This is a genomic window from Pedobacter jeongneungensis, from assembly GCF_000633455.1.
In the GTDB taxonomy this organism is placed as follows: Bacteria; Bacteroidota; Bacteroidia; order Sphingobacteriales; family Sphingobacteriaceae; genus Pedobacter; species Pedobacter jeongneungensis_A.
On sequence record NZ_AYMG01000001.1, the window covers coordinates 584,800 to 605,902 of the forward strand.

The 21,103-nt window shown below is 38.6% G+C and carries 20 protein-coding genes; 14 read left to right on the forward strand and 6 right to left on the reverse strand.

What is annotated here, in order from left to right; all coding sequences use genetic code 11:
* Nucleotides 1-235 precede the first annotated feature (235 nt).
* Entirely contained in the window at nucleotides 236-2,731 is a 2,496-nt protein-coding gene (locus tag U859_RS30870) for a PAS domain S-box protein (protein WP_025141880.1), read from the reverse strand.
* Between the two features lie 97 nt (nucleotides 2,732-2,828).
* Nucleotides 2,829-3,731 carry a LysR family transcriptional regulator gene (locus U859_RS0102590; RefSeq protein WP_025141881.1) on the reverse strand — a complete coding sequence of 301 codons (903 nt, stop codon included), beginning with the start codon at nucleotides 3,729-3,731 and terminating at the stop codon, nucleotides 2,829-2,831.
* Between the two features lie 100 nt (nucleotides 3,732-3,831).
* On the opposite strand from U859_RS0102590, the gene U859_RS0102595 reads away from it, so the two are divergent.
* Together U859_RS0102595 and U859_RS0102600 are read left to right on the forward strand one after the other, a co-directional pair.
* Nucleotides 3,832-4,461, forward strand: a complete 630-nt coding sequence (locus tag U859_RS0102595) for an NAD(P)H-dependent oxidoreductase (protein ID WP_025141882.1) — start codon at nucleotides 3,832-3,834, stop codon at nucleotides 4,459-4,461.
* On the forward strand, nucleotides 4,433-4,717 hold the full coding sequence (locus U859_RS0102600) for a putative quinol monooxygenase (RefSeq protein ID WP_025141883.1): 285 nt from the start codon (nucleotides 4,433-4,435) through the stop codon (nucleotides 4,715-4,717). Before U859_RS0102595 ends, U859_RS0102600 begins: the two co-directional genes overlap by 29 nt.
* On the opposite strand, the gene U859_RS0102605 is transcribed toward U859_RS0102600, so the two are convergent.
* Nucleotides 4,718-5,569 carry an EamA family transporter gene (locus U859_RS0102605; protein ID WP_025141884.1) on the reverse strand — a complete coding sequence of 284 codons (852 nt, stop codon included), beginning with the start codon at nucleotides 5,567-5,569 and terminating at the stop codon, nucleotides 4,718-4,720.
* 113 nt (nucleotides 5,570-5,682) lie between these two features.
* The gene (locus U859_RS0102610) at nucleotides 5,683-6,030 is read right to left on the reverse strand and encodes a hypothetical protein (protein WP_025141885.1); all 348 of its coding nucleotides are present in this window, start codon (nucleotides 6,028-6,030) and stop codon (nucleotides 5,683-5,685) included.
* A gap of 119 nt (nucleotides 6,031-6,149) precedes the next feature.
* On the opposite strand from U859_RS0102610, the gene U859_RS0102615 reads away from it, so the two are divergent.
* The 5 genes from U859_RS0102615 to U859_RS0102635 all read left to right on the forward strand — a co-directional run bounded on the left by U859_RS0102615 (nucleotide 6,150) and on the right by U859_RS0102635 (nucleotide 11,197).
* Entirely contained in the window at nucleotides 6,150-6,680 is a 531-nt protein-coding gene (locus tag U859_RS0102615) for a superoxide dismutase family protein (RefSeq protein ID WP_025141886.1), read from the forward strand.
* Between the two features lie 132 nt (nucleotides 6,681-6,812).
* Nucleotides 6,813-7,346 (forward strand): biopolymer transporter ExbD, encoded by a 534-nt coding sequence (locus U859_RS0102620; RefSeq protein WP_025141887.1) that lies wholly within the window; start codon nucleotides 6,813-6,815, stop codon nucleotides 7,344-7,346.
* 305 nt (nucleotides 7,347-7,651) lie between these two features.
* A complete protein-coding gene (locus U859_RS0102625; protein WP_025141888.1) occupies nucleotides 7,652-7,858 on the forward strand; it encodes a bacteriocin in 207 nt (68 codons plus the stop codon).
* Nucleotides 7,859-7,921: 63 nt separating this feature from the next.
* The gene (locus U859_RS0102630; protein WP_025141889.1) at nucleotides 7,922-9,079 is read left to right on the forward strand and encodes an HlyD family secretion protein; all 1,158 of its coding nucleotides are present in this window, start codon (nucleotides 7,922-7,924) and stop codon (nucleotides 9,077-9,079) included.
* Nucleotides 9,080-9,085: 6 nt separating this feature from the next.
* Nucleotides 9,086-11,197 carry a peptidase domain-containing ABC transporter gene (locus tag U859_RS0102635; RefSeq protein WP_025141890.1) on the forward strand — a complete coding sequence of 704 codons (2,112 nt, stop codon included), beginning with the start codon at nucleotides 9,086-9,088 and terminating at the stop codon, nucleotides 11,195-11,197.
* 588 nt (nucleotides 11,198-11,785) lie between these two features.
* Here U859_RS0102635 and metK read toward each other — a convergent pair.
* Nucleotides 11,786-13,036: a methionine adenosyltransferase gene (metK, locus tag U859_RS0102640; RefSeq protein ID WP_025141891.1), complete on the reverse strand. Its 1,251-nt coding sequence runs from the start codon at nucleotides 13,034-13,036 to the stop codon at nucleotides 11,786-11,788.
* Nucleotides 13,037-13,259: 223 nt separating this feature from the next.
* On the opposite strand from metK, the gene U859_RS0102645 reads away from it, so the two are divergent.
* The 7 genes from U859_RS0102645 (at nucleotide 13,260) to hisS (ending at nucleotide 20,134) form a co-directional block, all read left to right on the forward strand.
* Entirely contained in the window at nucleotides 13,260-14,141 is an 882-nt protein-coding gene (locus U859_RS0102645) for a diacylglycerol/lipid kinase family protein (protein WP_025141892.1), read from the forward strand.
* A gap of 184 nt (nucleotides 14,142-14,325) precedes the next feature.
* Nucleotides 14,326-14,676 carry a translation initiation factor gene (locus tag U859_RS0102650; protein WP_025141893.1) on the forward strand — a complete coding sequence of 117 codons (351 nt, stop codon included), beginning with the start codon at nucleotides 14,326-14,328 and terminating at the stop codon, nucleotides 14,674-14,676.
* A gap of 359 nt (nucleotides 14,677-15,035) precedes the next feature.
* Entirely contained in the window at nucleotides 15,036-16,706 is a 1,671-nt protein-coding gene (locus tag U859_RS0102655) for a sensor histidine kinase (RefSeq protein ID WP_025141894.1), read from the forward strand.
* Nucleotide 16,707: 1 nt separating this feature from the next.
* Nucleotides 16,708-17,451, forward strand: a complete 744-nt coding sequence (locus tag U859_RS0102660; RefSeq protein ID WP_025141895.1) for a LytR/AlgR family response regulator transcription factor — start codon at nucleotides 16,708-16,710, stop codon at nucleotides 17,449-17,451.
* 337 nt (nucleotides 17,452-17,788) lie between these two features.
* Nucleotides 17,789-17,989, forward strand: coding sequence for a hypothetical protein (locus U859_RS0102670; RefSeq protein WP_025141897.1), 201 nt, complete (start codon nucleotides 17,789-17,791; stop codon nucleotides 17,987-17,989).
* Entirely contained in the window at nucleotides 17,979-18,596 is a 618-nt protein-coding gene (locus U859_RS31525; protein WP_025141898.1) for a LytR/AlgR family response regulator transcription factor, read from the forward strand. The genes U859_RS0102670 and U859_RS31525 overlap by 11 nt, the downstream gene beginning before the upstream one ends.
* 146 nt (nucleotides 18,597-18,742) lie before the next feature.
* Complete coding sequence (hisS, locus tag U859_RS0102680; protein ID WP_025141899.1) at nucleotides 18,743-20,134, forward strand: histidine--tRNA ligase; 1,392 nt, start codon at nucleotides 18,743-18,745, stop codon at nucleotides 20,132-20,134.
* Between the two features lie 118 nt (nucleotides 20,135-20,252).
* Here hisS and U859_RS0102685 read toward each other — a convergent pair whose 3' ends face one another.
* Complete coding sequence (locus U859_RS0102685; protein ID WP_025141900.1) at nucleotides 20,253-20,984, reverse strand: class I SAM-dependent methyltransferase; 732 nt, start codon at nucleotides 20,982-20,984, stop codon at nucleotides 20,253-20,255.
* Nucleotides 20,985-21,103: the final 119 nt, after the last annotated feature.

Consider the following 21,103-nt stretch of genomic DNA (forward strand, 5'->3'; position numbering starts at 1 on the left):
CTTTTTTGGAGGGTTTCGTCATTCCCGCGCAGGCGGGAATGACGAAACCCTGTGAAGCATTACATTTCCTAATCAAGTTAGGAATGACGATTTTCTTTTTAGCCACAGAGGCACTGAAAACACGGAATATCTTCCGCGTATTGTCACCCCGGGCTTAGTAGTTGTTAATCCAATAAAAAAATTTGTGTTCCCTGTGCCTTTGTGGTGAATACCTTTGCGTTAAAAATGCGATAAATTACTTCAAAGGCAAAGTAAAGTGAAAAACAGAACCTTTATCTACTTCGCTTTCTGCCCATATTTTACCATGATGCCTTTCAATAATCTCGGCACTAAGGTAAAGTCCGATTCCGAACCCCGAAATGGTATGGTTGCCCTTTACGCGGTAATAGCGCTCGAAAAGTTTATCGATATCATCGGGTTTTATGCCTATGCCTTCATCTTTAATCTGAATTTCAACCTCGGTATCATGCAATTTGCAGGTAACTTCAATACGGGTGCCATTATCCGAATATTTTAAGCCATTGCTGATCAGGTTTGAAATTACATTGCCAATTTTATCGCGGTCGGCATGTATCGTTACCTCGCAAGTTGGGTTTAATATAATCTGATGGGAAGATTGCGAAATGTAAGTTTCTTCAATGGTTTCTTTCAATAATTCATCTAAGCTAAAATCGGTTTTTTCGATTAATAATTTACCGGATTCCAATCGGGATACGTTTAAGAAACCATTGATCATGGTTGTCATTTTTCTGATCTGGCTGTGCGCTTTATCTAACGCAACAATACCATAATTATCTTCGTCTTTTTTAGCCTTCCGTTGCAAAACCTGCACAAAACCATTGATAGCCGTTAGAGGTGTTTTTAATTCATGACTCACCATGCCGATAAAGTCATTTTTACGAAGTTCATCGAGTTTCTGCTCTGTAATATCAATAAATAACCCCGAATATTCAGTTGCATTTCCATGTTGATCTACAAATACCCTTCCGGTGGCCCTTACCCATTTTTCTTCACCTGTAATTAAATTGTTAATCGGATACTCGGTATCGCTTGACGAATGGTTTTTCAAGGCATTACCTAAAGCTATATTCAGCATGTCATGATAATCGGGATTAACGGCCCGCATAATTGCCTCCATTTCTGCAGGTTGATCTAAAGGAAGACCTAACAGCTCTTTAACGAAGCCCGACATGCTTATCTCAAGTGTTTTCGGATTTATACTCCACGTGCCCATCCTACCGGTTTCTATTGCCTGACGAAGTTTTTCTTCGCTATCGGCCAGTTTATTTACATATTGGAGCAGGTCTTCGTGTGTTTGGGCAAGTTCTTCATTGGTGGTGGCCAGTTCCTCATTTGCGGCTGCCATTTCCATGTTAATATCCTGAAGCTCTTCCTGGTAAAGTTTTCGCTCCGTAATATCCGGACTCACCGTAGCCATGGCAATTACCTCATCGTTTTCTTCATTTTTAATTGCGAAACCATTCCATTCAATCCAAAAAGGTTTTCCTGTTTCTTCATTCCAGAAACGGATTTCCTCCCTGAAATTTTGATTGTGCAGAATGCCCGGTAAAAGTTGTTTCGCAATCGATCGGTCATCAGGATAAACACAATCCAAAATCGTTCTGTTGGTAATGCTTTTCCATCCTAATTTCTTTATAGCAGCAGGGTTTAGGTATTGAATAGACATGTCAAGTTCGGCCAGACCTATAAATTCTGAGCTGGCCTCAATAAGCTTGCTTAGGTTTAACCGTTCCAGCTCTATTAGTTTTCTTTCGGTAATATCAACGCACGAACTGATATAGCCGGCAAAAGATCCATCGGCGTGGAAACGCGGAGGAGCACTGGCCAACAGCCATCTATAATCACCTTTTTTGCTCAGGATCCTGAATTCGCCTACAAATGGTTTTTTCTCCGCAAGTGCAGATTGATACGTTTGTTCGTACTTGTCACGGTCTTCCGGGTGGATTAAGTTGGTCCAGTCAAAAGCCAATAGTTCATTCGCCGATCGGCCTGTTAAATCTGTCCAGGGTTTATTAAAATATACAGCGTTTCCGGTTTCATCACCTACGGCAATAAAAATATCTGTTCCTTCTGCCATGGTTTTAAAACGTTTTTCACTTTCCGAAAGCTGGTTAAAGCGTTCTAAAACCCGTAATTCTAACTCATTATTTAAAATATGCAGTGTTTCTTGTGTTTCCTGTAACTCTTCGTTTGTAGCCACAAGTTCTTCATTCGTTGCTGCCAATTCCTCTACTGTTGCCGCAAGTTCCTCATTTAAAGCTTGCTCACGTTCAAGTGCTTCGGCCTTCTCACGTTCTCTTTCTATTGCTTCCTGCCTAAGTACCCGCTCGGATACATCGATTGCAGTGTGTAAAATGCAGATGGTTTTTCCTTCATTATCTTTTATTGCGCGGTACTCAAAGTCAAAATAAAAAGTTTTGAGTTTACCTTCAATGATGATATCAGCAGCAGTATCTTTTCCGGAAATCACCAATCCCTCGAGCCATACTTTTCTGAACATTTCGATAAAAGGCTGGCCTTTTAACTCAGGTAAAGCATCTTCTAACGATTTTCCAATCACACTCCTGTCTTTTCCCCAGATCCTGAGCATGGCATCATTTGCAGCCTGGATTATCGCCGTTTCTCCAACATGAACAGCAGTTGCTGTATAGGTTAAGTTGAAAACTTCTATTAATTTATCGTTACTTAAAAAATGACTTGACTGACTCATTACGGGACTTTAAAGGGCTAATCTAAAATAAATATTTATCTAAGTTTCAAAATAAATTTAAATCATAAACCTGCGTATCAATTTTTTTTGATATAAACTATATACTAACCATAACCTCCTTAAAAAGGTTTTTAATTACATGAATTTCTGATGCGTATTGCGTGTTTTTCCTACAACCAAAATATAATATATTTTTAAGCGGAGTAGTACCCTGCCAAATTACCTTGATCTTTTCTTCTTCTACTTCTTTTTTACACAGGAAATCTGGGATAATGGCTAAGCCTTTTCCGCCAGAAAGACAACGAACAATGGAATTGAGGTTGGGCACGATGTAATTTGGCCTGAAATCGGCCCGTTTACCGAAATTAAGCTGCCAAAATCGTAAAAGGTGTTCCATATCGCCTGCGGTACCATACCATTTCTGCTTTTTTAACCATTCTTCCATCCCCAGTAAATCATTTTTCTTGGCAAGCGAATCAAAAGTTTGTCCATCAGTTTCGATTCCGCCAACCAGAACGATGGTTTCAGAAGAAAAAGCTTCATGTTCAATATTGGGTGAATTTCCTTTTTGTGGCGTAATGATCAAATCTAAAATGCCTTTATCCAGTTGATCGAGCATTTCAGGGTATTCGCCAAAGCGGATGATGACATTAAAGGGAAGGGTAGAGATATATTGTTCGAGTGTGATCTGAAAAGTTTCAAAGCACATGCCCACACTAATGGTTGGTGTATGTTTTTCTGTGCTTTTTTGGAAATGTTTTTCTGCGTCTTCGAGTTTGGCCAGCGGCTCTACAATAAAATTATAGAGTACTTTTCCTTTTTCGGTCGGGATCATTTTTCGGCCTGTACGTTCAAACAGTTTATAACCCACATAACTTTCTAACGAGCTTAAGTGCAAACTCACACCAGGTTGCGATATAAAGAGACTTTCGGCCGCGCCGGTTAAAGTTCCCGTTTTATAAATCGCCTTGAAACTTCTGTACCATTCTAAATTAACCATAACCTTTCTATTATAATTCTGATACAAAGCTATGAATTAACTTGTTTTAATAATAGTTTTGGGTGCTGTAATTTTGTCTTATCAAAATAGAAAAAACGAAATGACAAAAATATTCATCATCAACGGAGGGCAAAAGTTTGGACACTCCGGCGGAAGATTTAACGAAACTATAGCTAACGCAACAGTCGATTTCTTTTCATCATTAGCAGACTTTGAAGTAAAAACAACCAATATCAACCACGATTACGATCCTAAAGAGGAAGTAGAAAAATATGTTTGGGCCAATGTGGTGATTTACCATACCCCAATCTGGTGGTTCCAGTTGCCACATGGATTTAAAAAATACATTGACGTAGTTTTTACCGAGGGACATAAAAAAGGGATTTATGTAAGCGATGGCCGTAAAGCTGATAATCCGACCAGGAATTATGGTACAGGAGGCATGTTGCATGGCCGTAAGTACATGGTCACTTCATCATGGAATGCTCCAAAAGAAGCATTTACCATGCCTGAAGAATTTTTTATGGAAACCAGTGTAGATGATGGCGTGCTGTTCGGCTTTCATAGAATGAACGCTTTTACAGGAATGCAACGGATAGATGGCATCCATTTTCATGACGTAGAAAAAAATGCCGATATTAATAGTGCGCTGAAACAACACCATGAACATTTAACCCAAAATTTTTTAAATACCGAAGTATATGAGCATTTATCTAACAGCAATAGTTAAAAGTAAACCGGATACGGTAAATCAGCTAAGAGAAGTTTTATTGGATATGGTGGCTAATTCGAGGAAAGAAGAAGCCTGCATCCAGTATGATCTGCACGAAGCTGCCGATGATTTAACCTTTATTTTTCAGGAAGAATGGAAAGATCAGTCTGGTTTAGATCTGCATAACCAACAGCCTTATATATTGGCTTTTGTAGCACAGGCCGGCTCCCTTACAGCTGAAATTGTAATTTATAAAACCGAAAAACTGGCCTGATTATAATTTTGCCCGTCTGGAAGTTAATGCAGAACCTGCAGAAGCGATCACCACAAAAGCTACGGCAAAACATTCTTTGAGCGTAAGGTATTCCTGTAAGAAAACAAGGGCTGCCAATGAAGCCATAGCGGGTTCGAGGCTCATTAAAATACTGAAAGTGCGTGCAGGGATCTGTTTAAGGGCTTTCATTTCGAGGGTAAATGGAATGGCGCTTGATAGTAGCGCAAGCGCTGCTCCTAAACCCAGTAATTTCGGGCTTAAGTTTCCTAAGCCACCTCCAAAAATGCCAAAAGGTAAAATCACAATGGTAGCAAATATCATCCCGATGGCAACGGCATCGCCACCTTTCATTATTTTTGAAATCCTCCCGCCCAAAATAATATAACCTGCCCAAAAAACGCCGGCTAAAAGTGCCAATAATACACCGCCTATATTCAGTCCGGTGCCTGTCCACGGAGTGATGAGTATAATACCGGTAGCGGCCAATATTACCCAGATAAAATCAATAGCTTTTTTAGAGCCAAAAATGGCTAAAACCAATGGGCCAACAAACTCTAAGGTTACGCCTAAACCAATCGGGATCCTGGCAATGGCCATGTAAAACACCATGTTCATTACACCTAAACAAACTCCATAAAGAATTACATATTTCCATTGTTTGGCATTTAATTTAAACAGGTTGGGGCGAAAAGCGATGAGTAAAATTACGGCTGATAAACCAATGCGTAAGGATGCGGTAGCAGCGGCACCAATTTGCGGAAAAAGCCCTTTTGCAATTGCCGCACCACACTGTACACTGATAATAGACAGTAAAACAGCTGGAATTGGTGGAATATTGATTTTGGTTTTCATCAGGGCGCTCGTAAATTGAGGCGCAAAATTACAGAATTATAGTTTTCCAAACTTTTTAAATAAAAAAAGGGAGAATCAGATTACACCAATTCTCCCTTATGTTTAGACGTTTGTTAGCAGAATAATTCCTGCTCGTCCCTGTTTTCAGTAGGTATTTTTTTCAAAAAATCATCAAACGATGGTCCATCGTTATCAGAATAGATACCATACGCGTCTAGAATATACCCAATATTTTTATCCTGATCTTCTAACAGATACAAAACTGAGTTATCTGCAGGGTCCGAATCGCCTTCAAAGCGATAGGTTTTAACAATGGTTAAATCCTCCGGTTTATAAATTTTGCCGAGTGATTTACTCTGCATCTTACCGTGATCGGACATTTTTAGTTCATTATCTTTTCCTTTCAGCCTCAATTTCTCCAAAATTTGACTCAAAGTGTTCATTGCAATTGGCTGTTCCATAGTTATACGATTTTATATTGATTAAACAAGTGGTATTGGAAATGGTTTTGCTAGTATCTGTTTTAGATCAAACTAAATGATTGTCAATGTGTTTCGTTAGTAAACTAAATTTTAATAAAATGAAAAAATATCTTTTAAGCTTAGCGATTGCTGGTGTTGCGCTTGTAAGCGGCTGTACCAAAACAGAAAAAGAAATTGCTCAGGCAACTTTAACAGAAACGGCTGATAATACCAAAACCATTGGTACAGCAAAGTTTTATGAAATGAGCGACGGAAAAATTAAAATGGATATTGAAATGAATTTTGCCGCACGGGCTGATAGCAATGTGGCGGTACATTTTCACGAACATGGCGATTGTGGCAATATGGGCGAAAATACCCATGGCCACTGGAATCCGACCAAAGAAGTTCATGGTAAATGGGGATCGGCAGCTTACCACAGTGGCGATATTGGTAATATTAAGTTAGATGGTAAAGGCCACGCTACGCTTTCGGTTACTACTGATCGGTGGAGCATTAAGGATGGCGATGTTAAAAATATTATCGGCAGGGGGATTATTGTGCATGGCGGTACAGATGATTATACCACCCAACCTACAGGCAACTCAGGACCACGAGTGGGCTGCGGTGTTATTGAAGCGGTGAAGTAGTATTCTATTAATTAAGATTGCTTCGTCGTTCCTCCTCGCAATGACGAATTTTTTTAAGCAGTTAAATTTTTAACTGCTTTTTTTATGCAATTTGATCAAGGTTGTCATCATCATTAAAAAACCTAAATCATTATGGCAACTCTAAACGAATCTCAAAGCGGCAAGGCCGTAAAAGGAAGAACCAAAAAACCAGCACCAAAGGTAGATCTTACCGCAATGGTAGACCTGATGTTTTTATTAACTACATTTTTTATGCTCACCACAACTTTGAGCCAGTTAAATGCTGCAGATATTGCTAAGCCCGATAAGACAATTCCTGATGTGGAAGAAAAGTATCCCGAATCACGTACCATGACCATTGTACTCGGAAAAGATAACAAAGCAGTTTCTTACATGGGAACGATTGAAAAGGCCAATATGAAAGTGATTCCGGTGGCAGATCTCCAAAAAGAAATCAGGACAAACGAGCTATTGGTTGCAGCGACGCATCAAAATAATCCTGCTAAATATATGATCGTGATCATCAAACCAAGTAAAACAGCAAAGTTTCAGAATTTTGTTGATGTAATTGATGAAATGAAAATTGCCAATATTAAGTCCTATGCCATAGACGATGATCATATTGCTGAAAAGGAGTTAACGTTTATGAAAAATAACAACCTTTAATACTACTCATTTTTAAGTATTCAGCTTCGCCGACAAGCGAATAAAAAGAATATAAAACGTTTTATCGCCAATGAATAAATTGAATATGAAAACTAATACACTAGTTTTTTAGTAGAGATTGCGTTTTTGAGGCGTTAAGGCACTTTTGAGTGGGTTATTAAGCAATCGTTAGGTTTGTGTTGGATGCTTAATACTACGTCTGTATAGCTAATATGATTACATTCGTCGAAGTGTTTGGCCAAACATCAGGCGTATCCGAAAAGCCTTGAAAAGAGTAGGGATCTTAAACTCAAAAAAAATCTAGTATGAAAAGTTTAGAATTAAAAAATCTTGGTGTTAAAGAAATGAACACCGCTGAAATGTCACAAGTAGAAGGTGGTGGTATTGTTAACAATACATTAAACGAACTTTTAGCTTCTCTTTCAGGAACTTTAAACTCAGTTGGTGCAGATACTTCAGCATTCTTAAACAAAACAGTAACCAATGTTTTGAAACTTGTTTGGAGTCTGTAAGCAATTTATCGTATCCGCTGTCCCGGGTTATCCGGGATAGCGGATACTTTAAAATATAAACCTATGGCGCTAACCAACTACTCTACCGAAAGAATTTCGAATACCGCTCTTGTTTACCGCTCTCAAATCAGTAAATCGAGCCAGTTAATATATGTTGTTACTGTGGTAGCAATTTTAACGGTTTTAATTGCGCTTCCCTTTATAAAAATCCCCATCAGTATAAATGGTACAGGCATTTTGCAATCTACCATCGAAAAAACAGAACTTATAGTGCCGGTTAATGGCCGCTTGATACAGTACCGGCTTTCAGACAATAAAAGACTAAAGCAGGGTGATACCCTTTTGGCCATTGATGCTGGCTTGCCTAAACAACAGGATGCTCTGGTAGAAACAAGGAAAAACCAGGTTACCCAATTTTTAAAGGATATTAATGCCCTGTTGTCGTTTAATGGCGGTTCTAATTTACAAACCGGCCAATATGTAGCCTCATGGCAACAATATGTACAAGAATTGAAAAATGCTGGCATTGCAAAAAGACAGGCAACCAGCACCTTTGCGCGTTATAATAAACTTTATCAAAATAAAGTGCTTACGCAATCAGAATACGAAAAATACAGATATGAACTAGAGCAGGCCGAATCGGCTTATTTGATGGTACGTACCAAATATAAAACGCAATGGCAAACCGAAGCCAATGGTTTCCGGAACGAATTGCGCCAGCTTTCCGGTCAACAGGCCGAACTGAACGAACAGAAAAAACAATATGTTTTACGTGCGCCCATTGATGGTTCCGTGCAGAATTTAATAGGCTTACAACAAGGTGCTTACGTATTCGCTAACCAAAAAGTTGGAGAAGTTTCGCCCGATGCAGGTTTGGCCGCTTACTGTTATATTAATCCATCAGATATTGGTCTGATCAGAAAAGGACAGGAAGTGCATTTCCAGATTAACGCCTACAACTATAACCAATGGGGTTTAGCGGTGGGTAAAGTGATCGATATTTCGGATGATATTGTGATTTTAAATAATAACCAGCCAGCTTTTAAAGTAAAGTGTTTAATGGATAAAAACTTCCTGAAGCTAAAGAACGGTTACAAAGGCTACCTTAAAAAAGGCATGAACTTTACGGCCCGTTTTAAAGTAACCGACCGCAGTTTATACCAGTTGCTTTACGATAAGGTAGATGATTGGGTTAATCCTAACCTGATCCAAAAAACATAACAGGCAATGAGTACAAAGGTAAAACAACGGGATATTACAGATTGTGGCGCGGCTTGTTTGGCTTCAATCGCCTCCCGTTATAAATTAGATCTGGCTGTTGCCCGCATCAGGCAATTGGCTGGCACCGATAAAAAAGGAACCACCGTTTTAGGACTTGTAGAAGCTGCTCAAAAATTAGGATTTGAGGCCAAAGGCGTTAAAGCGCCTTTTGATAGTTTATTTAAAATACCTACGCCAGCTATTGCCCATATTATTGTAAACGATATCCTGCAGCATTATGTAGTGATTTATAAGGTAAGCAGTAAATTTATAGAGGTGATGGATCCTATGGATGGGAAAGTGCACCGTAAAACACATGATGAATTTAAAAAGGAGTGGACTGGTGCTTTAGTATTATTGTTGCCATCAGAAAATTTTCAGATCGGCAATGAGAAAAAATCAATCCAGGCAAGGTTTTGGAGTTTGATTAAACCGCACAAAGGCATTCTGACACAGGTTTTATTCGGTGCGGTTGTATATACTGTGTTGGGTTTATCAACCTCTATTTTTGTGCAGAAACTGGTCGATTTTGTACTCGTAGACGGTAATCACAACCTGCTTAACCTGATGAGCATTGCCATGATGGTGATCTTATTGGTACAAATGTTTATTGGCTCAGCCAAAACAGTTTTTACTTTAAAAACTGGTCAGTTGATCGATTCGCAGCTTATTTTGGGCTATTATAAACACTTGCTGCGTTTGCCACAACAGTTTTTTGATACCATGAGGGTGGGCGAAATTATTTCGAGGATAAACGATGCGGTAAAAATCAGGACTTTTTTAAACGATGTATGTGTAAATTTTGTGGTGAACATATTTATCGTTTTCTTTTCGTTCATCATGATGTTTACCTATTACTGGAAACTCGCACTCATTACGCTTACCGTTATTCCGTTGTATTTTGTAATTTATATAATTACCGATCGGTTTAACAAACGCACACAACGCAGGCTGATGGAAGATGCTGCCGAGCTTGAATCGCAACTGGTAGAGAGTTTAAATGCGGTAGGCACCATTAAACGTTTCGGACTGGAAGATCATGCCAACGAAAAAACCGAAACCCGGTTTATCAAATTGCTTCAGGCTGGTTTTAAATCGAATATCAATGCCGTGGTATCGGGTACTTCTACTGAATTTATTTCGCGGATGATTACCATCATTTTGCTTTGGGTAGGTGCAGGTTATGTATTAAGCAATTCGATTACACCTGGAGAGTTATTATCATTTTATACTTTAATCGGTTATTTTACAGGACCAGTTTCTTCGCTGATCGGCATGAATAAAACGGTGCAGGATGCGGTAATTGCTGCCGACCGTTTGTTCGAAATTATGGACCTGGAGCGCGAAAGTGATGAAAACCAGATTGAATTGAGTGCCGATAAAATCGGCGATATCCATTTCGAAAATGTTTCTTTCCGTTATGGAGGCAGATTGCCTGTTTTCGAAAACCTGAATTTAACCATTCCGCAGGGTAAATTTACCGCCATTGTGGGTGAAAGCGGGTCGGGAAAATCGACTTTAATGTCGATCCTTCAAAATATTTATCCTATACAGGCCGGTAATGTGCGCATTGGTAAATACGACCTAAAATACATTACCAATTCCTCACTCCGTAAAATGGTATCGGTAGTGCCCCAGCAGATCGATTTATTTGCGGGCAATGTAATCGAGAATATTGCCATTGGAGAAGAAGAACCCGATATGCAAAAGATTATTGATATTGCTGCTAAACTGGGTTTAATTGGTTTTATCGAAGCCTTACCAAAGGGTTTTCAGACTTATCTGGGCGAAAATGGCACCTCTTTATCGGGCGGACAAAGGCAGCGTATTGCCATTGCCAGGGCTTTATACCGGGACCCTGAAATTCTGATTTTAGATGAAGCCACTTCATCGCTCGATTCGGTTTCGGAGCAGCATGTGCAAAAGATGATCGGGCTTTTAAAAGAAGAGCAGAAAACCGTAATTGTAATTACACACCGATCGAGCACGCTGAACAATGCCGATAAGATTATTGTGTTGGATAAAGGTGTAGTGATAGAGCAGGGCAGCCACCAGGAGCTGAAATATCAGTTGGTCTAAATTACGCCGTTCCGTAGGAATGCTTCACGGGTAGCCAATTGTAGATTGGCGTTTTCGTTCCGTAGGAACGTTTCGTGTTTTTAAACATGGGCCCGAAGCCGACTTCGTAAGTTTCGCGTAAGGGAAAATATTTTGTATGTTTTTTGGAAAGCAGTTGCAGCACAATTTTTAGCGTTAGTCCTGCTTTTTGCTTGTAGTCCCGATTAGAAAAAAATCGGGAGCTACCGCGTCAATCAGGTTTAGGAATGTTCTGTCCGTGCAAATATTTAAGTTTTACTGGCGCGAAGATTACTCGCCTAAGAACCACTTACCCAGGTTAACTAAACCAGACAGGAGCGAACACCGAACGCAGTGAGGTAAAGCGTATGGCGGGACTTTCGGATCCGACGAACGCAGAACCCTGCTTTTCAAAAAACATCAATGATTTTTCTGCTGTTTGCTGAACCACCAAACATGGGATCTGGTGGTTTTGGATGTTACCATCCGACACAGATTTATACAGTCAGATGGTGCCATCTGACTGCACGATAACAGAAAAGGCGTTCTGCAATGTTGCAAAACGCCTTTTATATAAACTTATTCGAAGAATTAAATACCGAAAGCAGCTTTAACCTGATCTACATAATCTAATTTCTCCCAGGTAAATAAATCAACTGTAACCGTTTTTTCTTCACCGTTTGGTGTTCTGAAAGTTTTGGTAACCGTTTCTGGCGTACGGCCCATGTGGCCATAAGCAGCTGTTTCGCTATAAATTGGGTTTCTTAACTTTAAACGTTGTTCAATAAAGTAAGGGCGCATATCGAAAATCGATTCTACAATTTTAGCAATCTCGCCATCCGTTTTACCTACTTTACCTGTTCCGTAAGTATTAATGTAAATACCCATTGGTTTTGCAACACCGATAGCGTAAGATACCTGAACCAAAATTTCGTCAGCAATACCGGCAGCCACTAAGTTTTTGGCGATATGACGGGTAGCATAAGCCGCACTTCTATCTACTTTACTTGGATCTTTACCCGAGAAAGCGCCACCACCATGGGCACCTTTACCGCCGTAAGTATCTACAATGATTTTTCTACCAGTTAAACCTGTATCGCCATGCGGACCACCAATTACAAATTTACCAGTTGGGTTAATGTGATACTCAATTTTATCGTTAAATAAATGTGCGTAAGCAGGATTGCTTTTGATGATTCTTGGAATCAGGATATTTACCAGATCAGTTTTGATTTTTGCCAACATCGCAGCTTCTTCATCAAAATCATCGTGCTGTGTAGAAATTACAATGGCATCGATGCGAACCGGTTTGTTATTATCATCGTATTCTAAAGTAACCTGGCTTTTTGCATCTGGGCGTAAATAAGTAATTTCGTTATTTTCGCGGCGTAAAACAGCAAGTTCCTGTAATAATTTATGGGAAAGGTTTAATGCCAAAGGCATATAATCTTCAGTTTCGTTGGTTGCATAACCAAACATCATACCTTGATCGCCTGCACCTTGTTCTTCTTTGCTGCTTCTATCTACACCCTGGTTAATGTCTTGCGACTGCTCGTGTATGGCCGATAAAATACCGCAAGAGTTAGCCTCGAACATGTATTCGCTTTTGGTGTAACCAATTTTCTTGATTACATCACGTGCAATTTGCTGTACATCTAAATATGTTTTAGATTTTACTTCACCAGCTAAAATAACCTGACCAGTGGTAACCAAGGTTTCGCAAGCTACTTTTGATTCTGGATCGAAAGCCAAAAAGTTATCAATTAACGCATCCGAAATTTGATCGGCGATTTTATCTGGGTGACCCTCAGAAACAGATTCTGATGTAAATAAATATGACATTTATTAAATAATTAATGATAAATAAACAAATTTATAATTGCCAAACCCCTTGGAAACAGGTGGTAAAATGATTGAAAGGAGGCATTAGCAATTTTTTTAAGTGGTTGCAATCCGGTCCCGAGGTATCGGGATAGCAAATCAATCCACTTTTTACTGCCGCAAAATTAGCATATTTTCTTTATTTCAAAAATTATAGATTATTTTGTGCACTCAATCTTACACTTTGCACACAAAGATCAATATCCTCTTTATCATAAATCCTATTTCTGGTGGGAGGGGAAAACTGCGTATTCCCGATTTTATCGACAAATACCTCGATAAGGAAAAGTTTAGTCCCAACTTCGTTTTCAGCGAATATGTGGGGCATGCCAGCGAACTGGCTGATGAAGCGGCGACCAAAAACTTCGATGTAATTATCGCAGCAGGTGGCGATGGCACTATAAATGAGGTAGCTACAAAAGTGTTAAAACACAATAAAATTTTGGGAATTTTGCCGCTGGGATCAGGTAATGGCCTCGCCCGGTTTTTAAATATCTCCAAAAACCTAAGGTGTGCATTGTCTATTATCAATAATTTTAAGGTTGATGAAATTGATACAGCAGCGTTTAACAACAAATGTTTTTTCAACCTGGCCGGGATGGGTTTTGATGCCCATTTGAGTGCGGTATTTTCGAAAGATAAAAAACGAGGGTTATCAGGCTACGTAAAACTGGGCTTTAAAGAGGTTTTTAACTATAAGGCGCAAACTTATAATTTGAATATCGACGGTACCGAATATAGCAGAAAAGCTTTTGCCATCAGTATTGCCAATTCATCGCAGTATGGAAACGATGTTTTTATCGCGCCAAATGCTTCGGTAAAAGATGGATTATTGGATGTTTGCATTATCAAACCCTTCCCGATAATAAAATTGCCTGTTTTGGGTTATGTAATGTTAAGGGGCAAAGCAGAAACCTCCGATATGATTGAAATTATTAAAGGAAAAAATATTAAAATTATAAGGGAAAAGGAAGGAGCGGTGCACGTAGATGGCGAACCTTTGCAAATGGGAACAGAGATAGCAGCGGTGGTGAATCCACTTTCGCTTAAAGTAATTGTGCCTTGAGTTTAGCGCTTAGCGTAAAGCGGTTGGCGGAGATGATCGATTGGCTATTAAACCATGAACTATCAACCATTGACCAATTTAGCGTTGAGCGTTTGGGGTTTGTAGTCGGGTGTCAATTAACCGATTTAACCAGTTAACCAATAAACCATCACCCATCTTACATCTCCCATATTACATTATAAGCATGAAACCAAAGAAAAACAGTTTAAGCGATCTTGGCGGAATTATGTATTCTACCAATCCCGAATTCGAATACGAAGAAGAAGTTGATGATACGGTTACCTCGCCGAACAACCAGCAGGATTTAAGGGTAATGCTTGATAAAAAGAATCGGGGTGGTAAAGCCGTAACCTTAATTACAGGTTTTAGGGGTAAATCAGAAGATTTAGAGGTATTGGGCAAAATGTTGAAGACTAAATGTGGCGTAGGCGGCTCGGTCAAAGATGGCGAAATTATGATCCAGGGGGATGTGCGCGATAAAGTGATGGGCATTCTGCAAAAAGATGGATATAAAGTGAAAAAGGCCGGGGGGTAATAGAAAAAGCTCATACTGAGTGCAACGAAGGATCTTTATTTGATTTGGCTTGTGCTGGAGTCTTCGACTGCGCCCAAGGGCGATGCCTGTAATCTTTGCGTCATTCCCAACTCGATTGGGAATCGTAATGCCTTGGTAGGGTTTGTATGTTGCATTAAGATTCCCGCATGCATGGTAATGACGACCGTTCTTTAGAACCTGCTGTATCGCATACGGATTACAATTTTCTATCATTAAATGTGTCGCGCTCAATCTAAATACTACCCCAATCTTACCATTTACAAGTTTATTCATGCCATATCCTGTTTTAATGTTTCTTAAGCAGATTTTTTGCAAGATGTTTATGAAAAATTAAACGCATGAAAAAGATAATTTACCTTCTCTTCCTCTCTTTATCGCTATACTCATTTGGCCAGGAAAAAAAACATACTTTCTTAAATGAAGCCAATGGTAATTCAATGTTATATGGTATAACCACTCCAAATTCAAACTGTCCTGTATTGCTTCGGGTTAATGATAGAACCAAGTGGAATTCGTTCGGTAATCCTGAATCAAGTGACCCTCTTAAAAATAATGTTTTTCTCGGGCAAGCGGAAAATATACATCTGGAGATGAGGATACACAAAGACAGCCTAAAATATTATAGATATTCGATTATAGAAAATGACAGTGTTTTTCTCGTAGATGACGCCGTTCTAAGTACAATAGATTTTAAATGGAATAATCGGAGTGATTTCCCTGATTATTTCACAATGAGTTTAGGCGATTATAATGTAATTGGCAAAGATATTACTGTCAAAGTATACAAAATGCCGCAAAAATTCAAAGTAAGCACAGTAATAATTCGTAATAAACCACTTTTAATACCTAAAATACTAAATAAGACAATCTTTTTATCTTCTATTAATACTCAGGGCTTATCCGCTAGAGAAATGATAGATCTAGTTATGAAAAAAGGAAAACAAGCTTATTCTTTTAAAAAATTACCATTTGAAGATAGGGATACAATTGTTGTTAATGATTGTATACAAAGCATGTTAATAGGTATCAATAATACTGGGGTTGATTTTATTTACAAGGTAAAAATCATCAGATATGGTAATGATTATCCTGAAGAAACTGTTTTAACAACTAACAATTGGCAAAATTCAAAAATACTAATCGATGCCGAATATTTTAAAAAAACAGGGACATATTTAGTTACAATTGCGCCTGAAATTTACAGATCAATGGATTTGCCGAGAGGTGTAAGTTGGACGCCACCAGGATCATCATTTGGGTTTACAGTTGTTGAAAAAAAGGAAAATTTTTTTACATCTAAAGATTTTTTAAAAGGGATTATAATTGGAGGTTTTTTCGGTCTAATATCCGTTCTGATCCTGAATAACCGAAAAAAAAGTGCAGCCAGGATACTTGCTCAAAAATCGCAGGAAAAAGAAATCGCCAAACTCCAGTTAGATTCCGTACGTTCACAGTTAAATCCACACTTCTTGTTCAATGCATTAGCAGGCATCCAAAACCTGATGAACAAAAACGAAATCGATAATGCCAACCGTTACCTTAGCAAATTTGCCCGTTTAACCAGAAATGTTTTAGATCATAAAGAACTCATCAGTTTAACATCAGAAAAAACGTTATTAGATGATTATTTGCAGATGGAGCAGTTACGTTTTGGTTTTCAGTACAATATTAGTGCTTCACCTGATCTGGATGTAGAAAATATAGAAATTCCGGCTATGCTTTTACAGCCTTTTGTAGAAAATGCGGTAAAATACGGTATCTCCGAAAAAGGAAATGATGGCAAGATCGAAATCAGTTTTACAAAAGAAGGAACAGACTTGGTTTTGAGTGTGAAAGATAATGGCGATGGCTTCGATACTGCAAAAGATTATACAGGTTTGGGTTTGGCATTGACCAAAAACAGAATATCTTTACTCAATTCGATTTATAAAGAAACCCCGTTTTTATTGGATATGAAAGCAGACGCAAAAGGAACTTTAATTCAGATCACAATTAATCAATGGTTATAAAATGAGGGCAGTTTTAGTAGACGATGAAGTAGCCAATTTAGAAAATCTAAAGATTTTACTAAATAAACATTGTCCGAATATTAAAGTGGTAGCCAGTGCAGCCAATGTTGACGAGGCTTTTACACAGGTTAACCTTCATCATCCCGACCTGCTTTTTCTGGATATCCAGATGGGTAAAACAACTGGATTCGATTTATTAAATCAGCTTACTGAAAAAACTTTCGAAGTGGTATTTGTAACCGCTTACGATAATTATGGCATCCAGGCAGTAAAATTTGCCGCTCTGGATTATCTGCTTAAACCGGTTGATCCAGAAGAATTGAAAGCTGCGGTAGAAAAAGCTGAAATCAGGTTCAGGAATAAAATAAATGGAGAACAGCTTAATTTTTTGTTGAGCCAAATTAAAAAGAGTGAACAAAGCAGTCCGAAAATTGCCTTGCCCCAACAGCACGAAATCCGTTATGTTTCGGTTGATGATATTGTGCGCTGCGTAGCCGATAATACCTACACGTTTTTCTTTTTAAGTAATGGTGATAAAATCCTGATTTCGAAACCGCTAAAAGAATATTCAGATCTGCTTAAACCACAAGGTTTTGTAAGGGCACACCAAAGTCACCTGGTAAACCCCAATTTTGTAAAAAGCTGGCTAAAAGAAGATGGTGGAACGCTTTTAATGGATAATGGCGATAAAATCCCGGTAAGTAAACCAAACAGAGAAATGGTTAAAGAGGTATTGGGGAAATAGTTTAAAACTACGAGATTAATTAACTGCCCCACTAGATACACTCAGGCGACTTAGGTGGTTAATATTATTTAGAAAAGCAAGGTTTGGTGCTTTTAGGTTATGAAAGTCCCGCTATCCGCTTCAAAGCCTTGGCTCGTTCCTCGCCTGCGGGTTTTACGCTGCTATCGGGTTTATTAAACGAAAGTCAGCTGTTTTTAACATCCAAACCTGCAAGGTTTAATAAATATAATACTAAAAGCTTAGTACTTAATCCTCATCAGAGCCTACCCAATACTCAATATTGGTTTTTAAATGTGTAGCGTGTAATTACTTTCGTTAAACACTTAAATCAATCAACATGAAACAGTTATTATTTTTATTCTTTTTTGTTATTTCTTTTGGCCTACAGGTTACCTATGCTGGATTTTTGAATCTTGGTGCTGCAGAAATAATCATGCTTTTAGTAGTAGGCTTTTTTACCTTAGCCTTTGTTGGAGTGGTTCTTTTTTTATGTTTATATTTAGCAAAACGCGCTAAAACCGCTAAACATGAGAAATAAAATAATCTTCGGATTTGCTTTTATACTTGCTTATAGCATTCAGACTGCCCATGCGGAATTTGTAAATATGGGGAGTGCAGAGATCATCATGCTTTTGGTAGCTGGCCTGCTCTTTTTCGGCTTTTTTGGAGGCATTTTTATGCTGATCTACTTTTTGATCAGGCGAAACCGTTCCCAGCCTCAAATAGCACCGAATACTGTTGCCATCAATTTTGCACCTCCAACAGCTTATCAAAATCCACTGGTGGATGAAAATACGGATAAGAAAGAACCCATTAGGATAAATGGTAGGATTGCTTTGCCTCAACAGAACGAAATCAGGTACGTTAACACTGATGAAATTATAAGGTGCGAAGCTGATAATAACTATACCAACTTCTTTTTCAGAGGGGGAGATAAACTGCTCATTTCAAAATCGTTAAAAGAATATTCAGACTTACTTAAACCACAAGGTTTTGTTCGGGCTCACCAAAGTCACCTGGTGAATCCGAAATTTGTAAAAAGCTGGCTAAAAGAAGATGGCGGAACACTGTTGTTGGATAATGGCGATAAAATCCCCGTATCTAAACCAAACAGGGAAATGGTAAAAGAGGTATTGGGGAAATAACTTTTCAAAATAATTACGTCATTGCGAGGCACGAAGCAATCTTAAAGCACTCGCATGTAGCGATCGTTGTAAGATTGCTTCGTCGTTCCTCCTCGCAATGACGAATCTTTGTTTTTTAAACATTACATTTTTGTACTTTTGCGGCTATGTCAGTTATTAAACCCTCATTAGCAAAAGGTACCCGCGATTTTTCTCCGGTTGAAATGGTAAAACGGAATTTTATTTATGATACCGTTAAAACGGTTTTCAGAAAATATGGATACGCTGAAATCCAGACCCCAAGTTTTGAAAACCTTTCTACTTTAACTGGAAAGTATGGCGATGAAGGCGATAAACTGATTTTTAAAATTTTAAATAGTGGAGAGTACCTTAAGGATCCAAAAAAGAAATCGTTCGATTTTGCTGAAGAAGATAACAGCAATAAGCTAATCCCTTTAATTTCTGAAAAAGCCTTGCGTTACGATTTAACAGTGCCATTTGCGCGTTATGTAGTGATGCACCAGCACGAAATTACCTTGCCTTTTAAACGTTTTCAGGTGCAGCCGGTTTGGCGTGCCGATCGTCCCCAAAAAGGCAGGTACCGCGAGTTTTATCAATGTGATGTAGATGTGGTAGGTTCAGAAAGTTTACTGAACGAAGCTGAATTTATTTTAATCTACAACGAAGCTTTAAGCAAATTAGGCTTAAAAGATTTCAGCATAAAAATTAATAACCGTAAAATTTTATCGGGTATTGCCGAAATCATTGGTAAACCTGATTTAATTATTGATATGACAGTTGCCATCGATAAACTGGATAAAATCGGTTTAGATGGGGTAAGTAAAGAATTGTTGGAGCGTGGTTTTACCGAAACTGATTTGGAAAAACTCCGTCCGGTGATTTTATTGGAAGGTACCAACGAAGAAAAACTGGCCAGCCTGAAAGAAGTTTTAGCCCAATCCGAAACCGGTTTAAAAGGTGTTGCCGAAATTGAACAGGTTTTTGAATATGTAGATAGCCTGATTTCTTATGGTTTGCCGTTAGTTGCCAAATTAGAGCTGGATATTACTTTGGCCCGTGGTTTAAATTACTATACTGGCTGTATTTTCGAGGTTAAAACCAACGAAGTAGCCATGGGCAGCATTGGCGGCGGTGGCCGTTATGATGATTTAACCGGCATGTTCGGGTTGAAAGACTTAACCGGTGTGGGTGTTTCTTTTGGTGCCGACCGCATTTATGATGTATTGGAAGAACTGAACCTTTTTCCTGCTTCAGCAGAAGTTGGAACCAAGGTATTGATCAGTAATTTCGATGCTGAAGCTGAAAAATATGCCTTGCCGATTGTTCAACAATTTAGAAACGCGGGTATATCTGCAGAGTTATACCCAAGTTCGGCAAAACTGAAAAAACAAATGGCCTATGCCGATGCCAAAAATATCCCTTACGTTATTTTAATCGGGGGCGATGAAATTGCCAGTGGAGAACTTACCTTAAAAGATATGCAAAGCGGAGAGCAGAAAAAACTGACTATTTTAGGTATACTGGAGTTGTTGAAATAGAAGTTTAATTAACCACAGAGATCACTGAGTTTTCACGGAGTAAACAGAGCAATTTTAGTTGCTTAAAAATTTACTCAGTGTGCTCTGTGCCTCTTCTCTGTTGCCTCTGTGGTTAAATTCATCGTCCAACCCGCAATAAAATCGGGAAATGAACATCTTTCTCTGCATCATCACCCCAGGCTTCTTTCAGCTCGGTAAACAAGTATTCCAACGGATTCCGATCGTTGGCTTTTTTGTAGTGTTGCAAGGAAGACCAGGTATTTAAATAGCCAATTAACTGGTTAAAATTCCAGGTGGTTTTGATCTGAAAATGTGGCGCAATTATTTCTTCAAAAGGGAAAGGAATGGTTTTATAGCCTTCTTCAATGTAGCGGCGTTCACTGTCCCAATATTTGCCTAATATATCTTCATAAAGCTTATGGATAACTTTGTCTACTTTTTTATCGATAGACATAATTCCATAACCAATTACCGCAAAAAGTCCATCTGATTTTAATGTTCTTTTTACTTCTGCATAAAAGGCTTCAAAATTAAACCAGTGGATGGCCTGCGCTACCGTAATCAGATCAAAACTAGCATTGCCAGCCGATATTTGTTCTGCTGGTTCCACTTTGTAAGTGATATTTGGCAACTGTAAAGCATTTTTTAATTGATTTTCGCTAATGTCTGTCGCATAAACAGCACCGAAATGCTGCGCCAGTACACGTGCAACCTGACCATTCCCCGTGGCACAATCCCATGCCGTTTCCTTGTTTTTTACCAGGCCGAACAGATAATCGTAAAGTTCTTGTGGATAAGTTGGTCGGTATATGGCGTAATCGGCAGATTGGGTAGAAAAGTTATCTTTCATTTTTATTAATGATTGAATGTTGAATGACGCAAGGAATAGCGATGACAATAACTCCGCTCTTTCTTTATAAAATTATTATATTTTTGATAAACAACTGGTGTTAATTTAAGTTTCATATT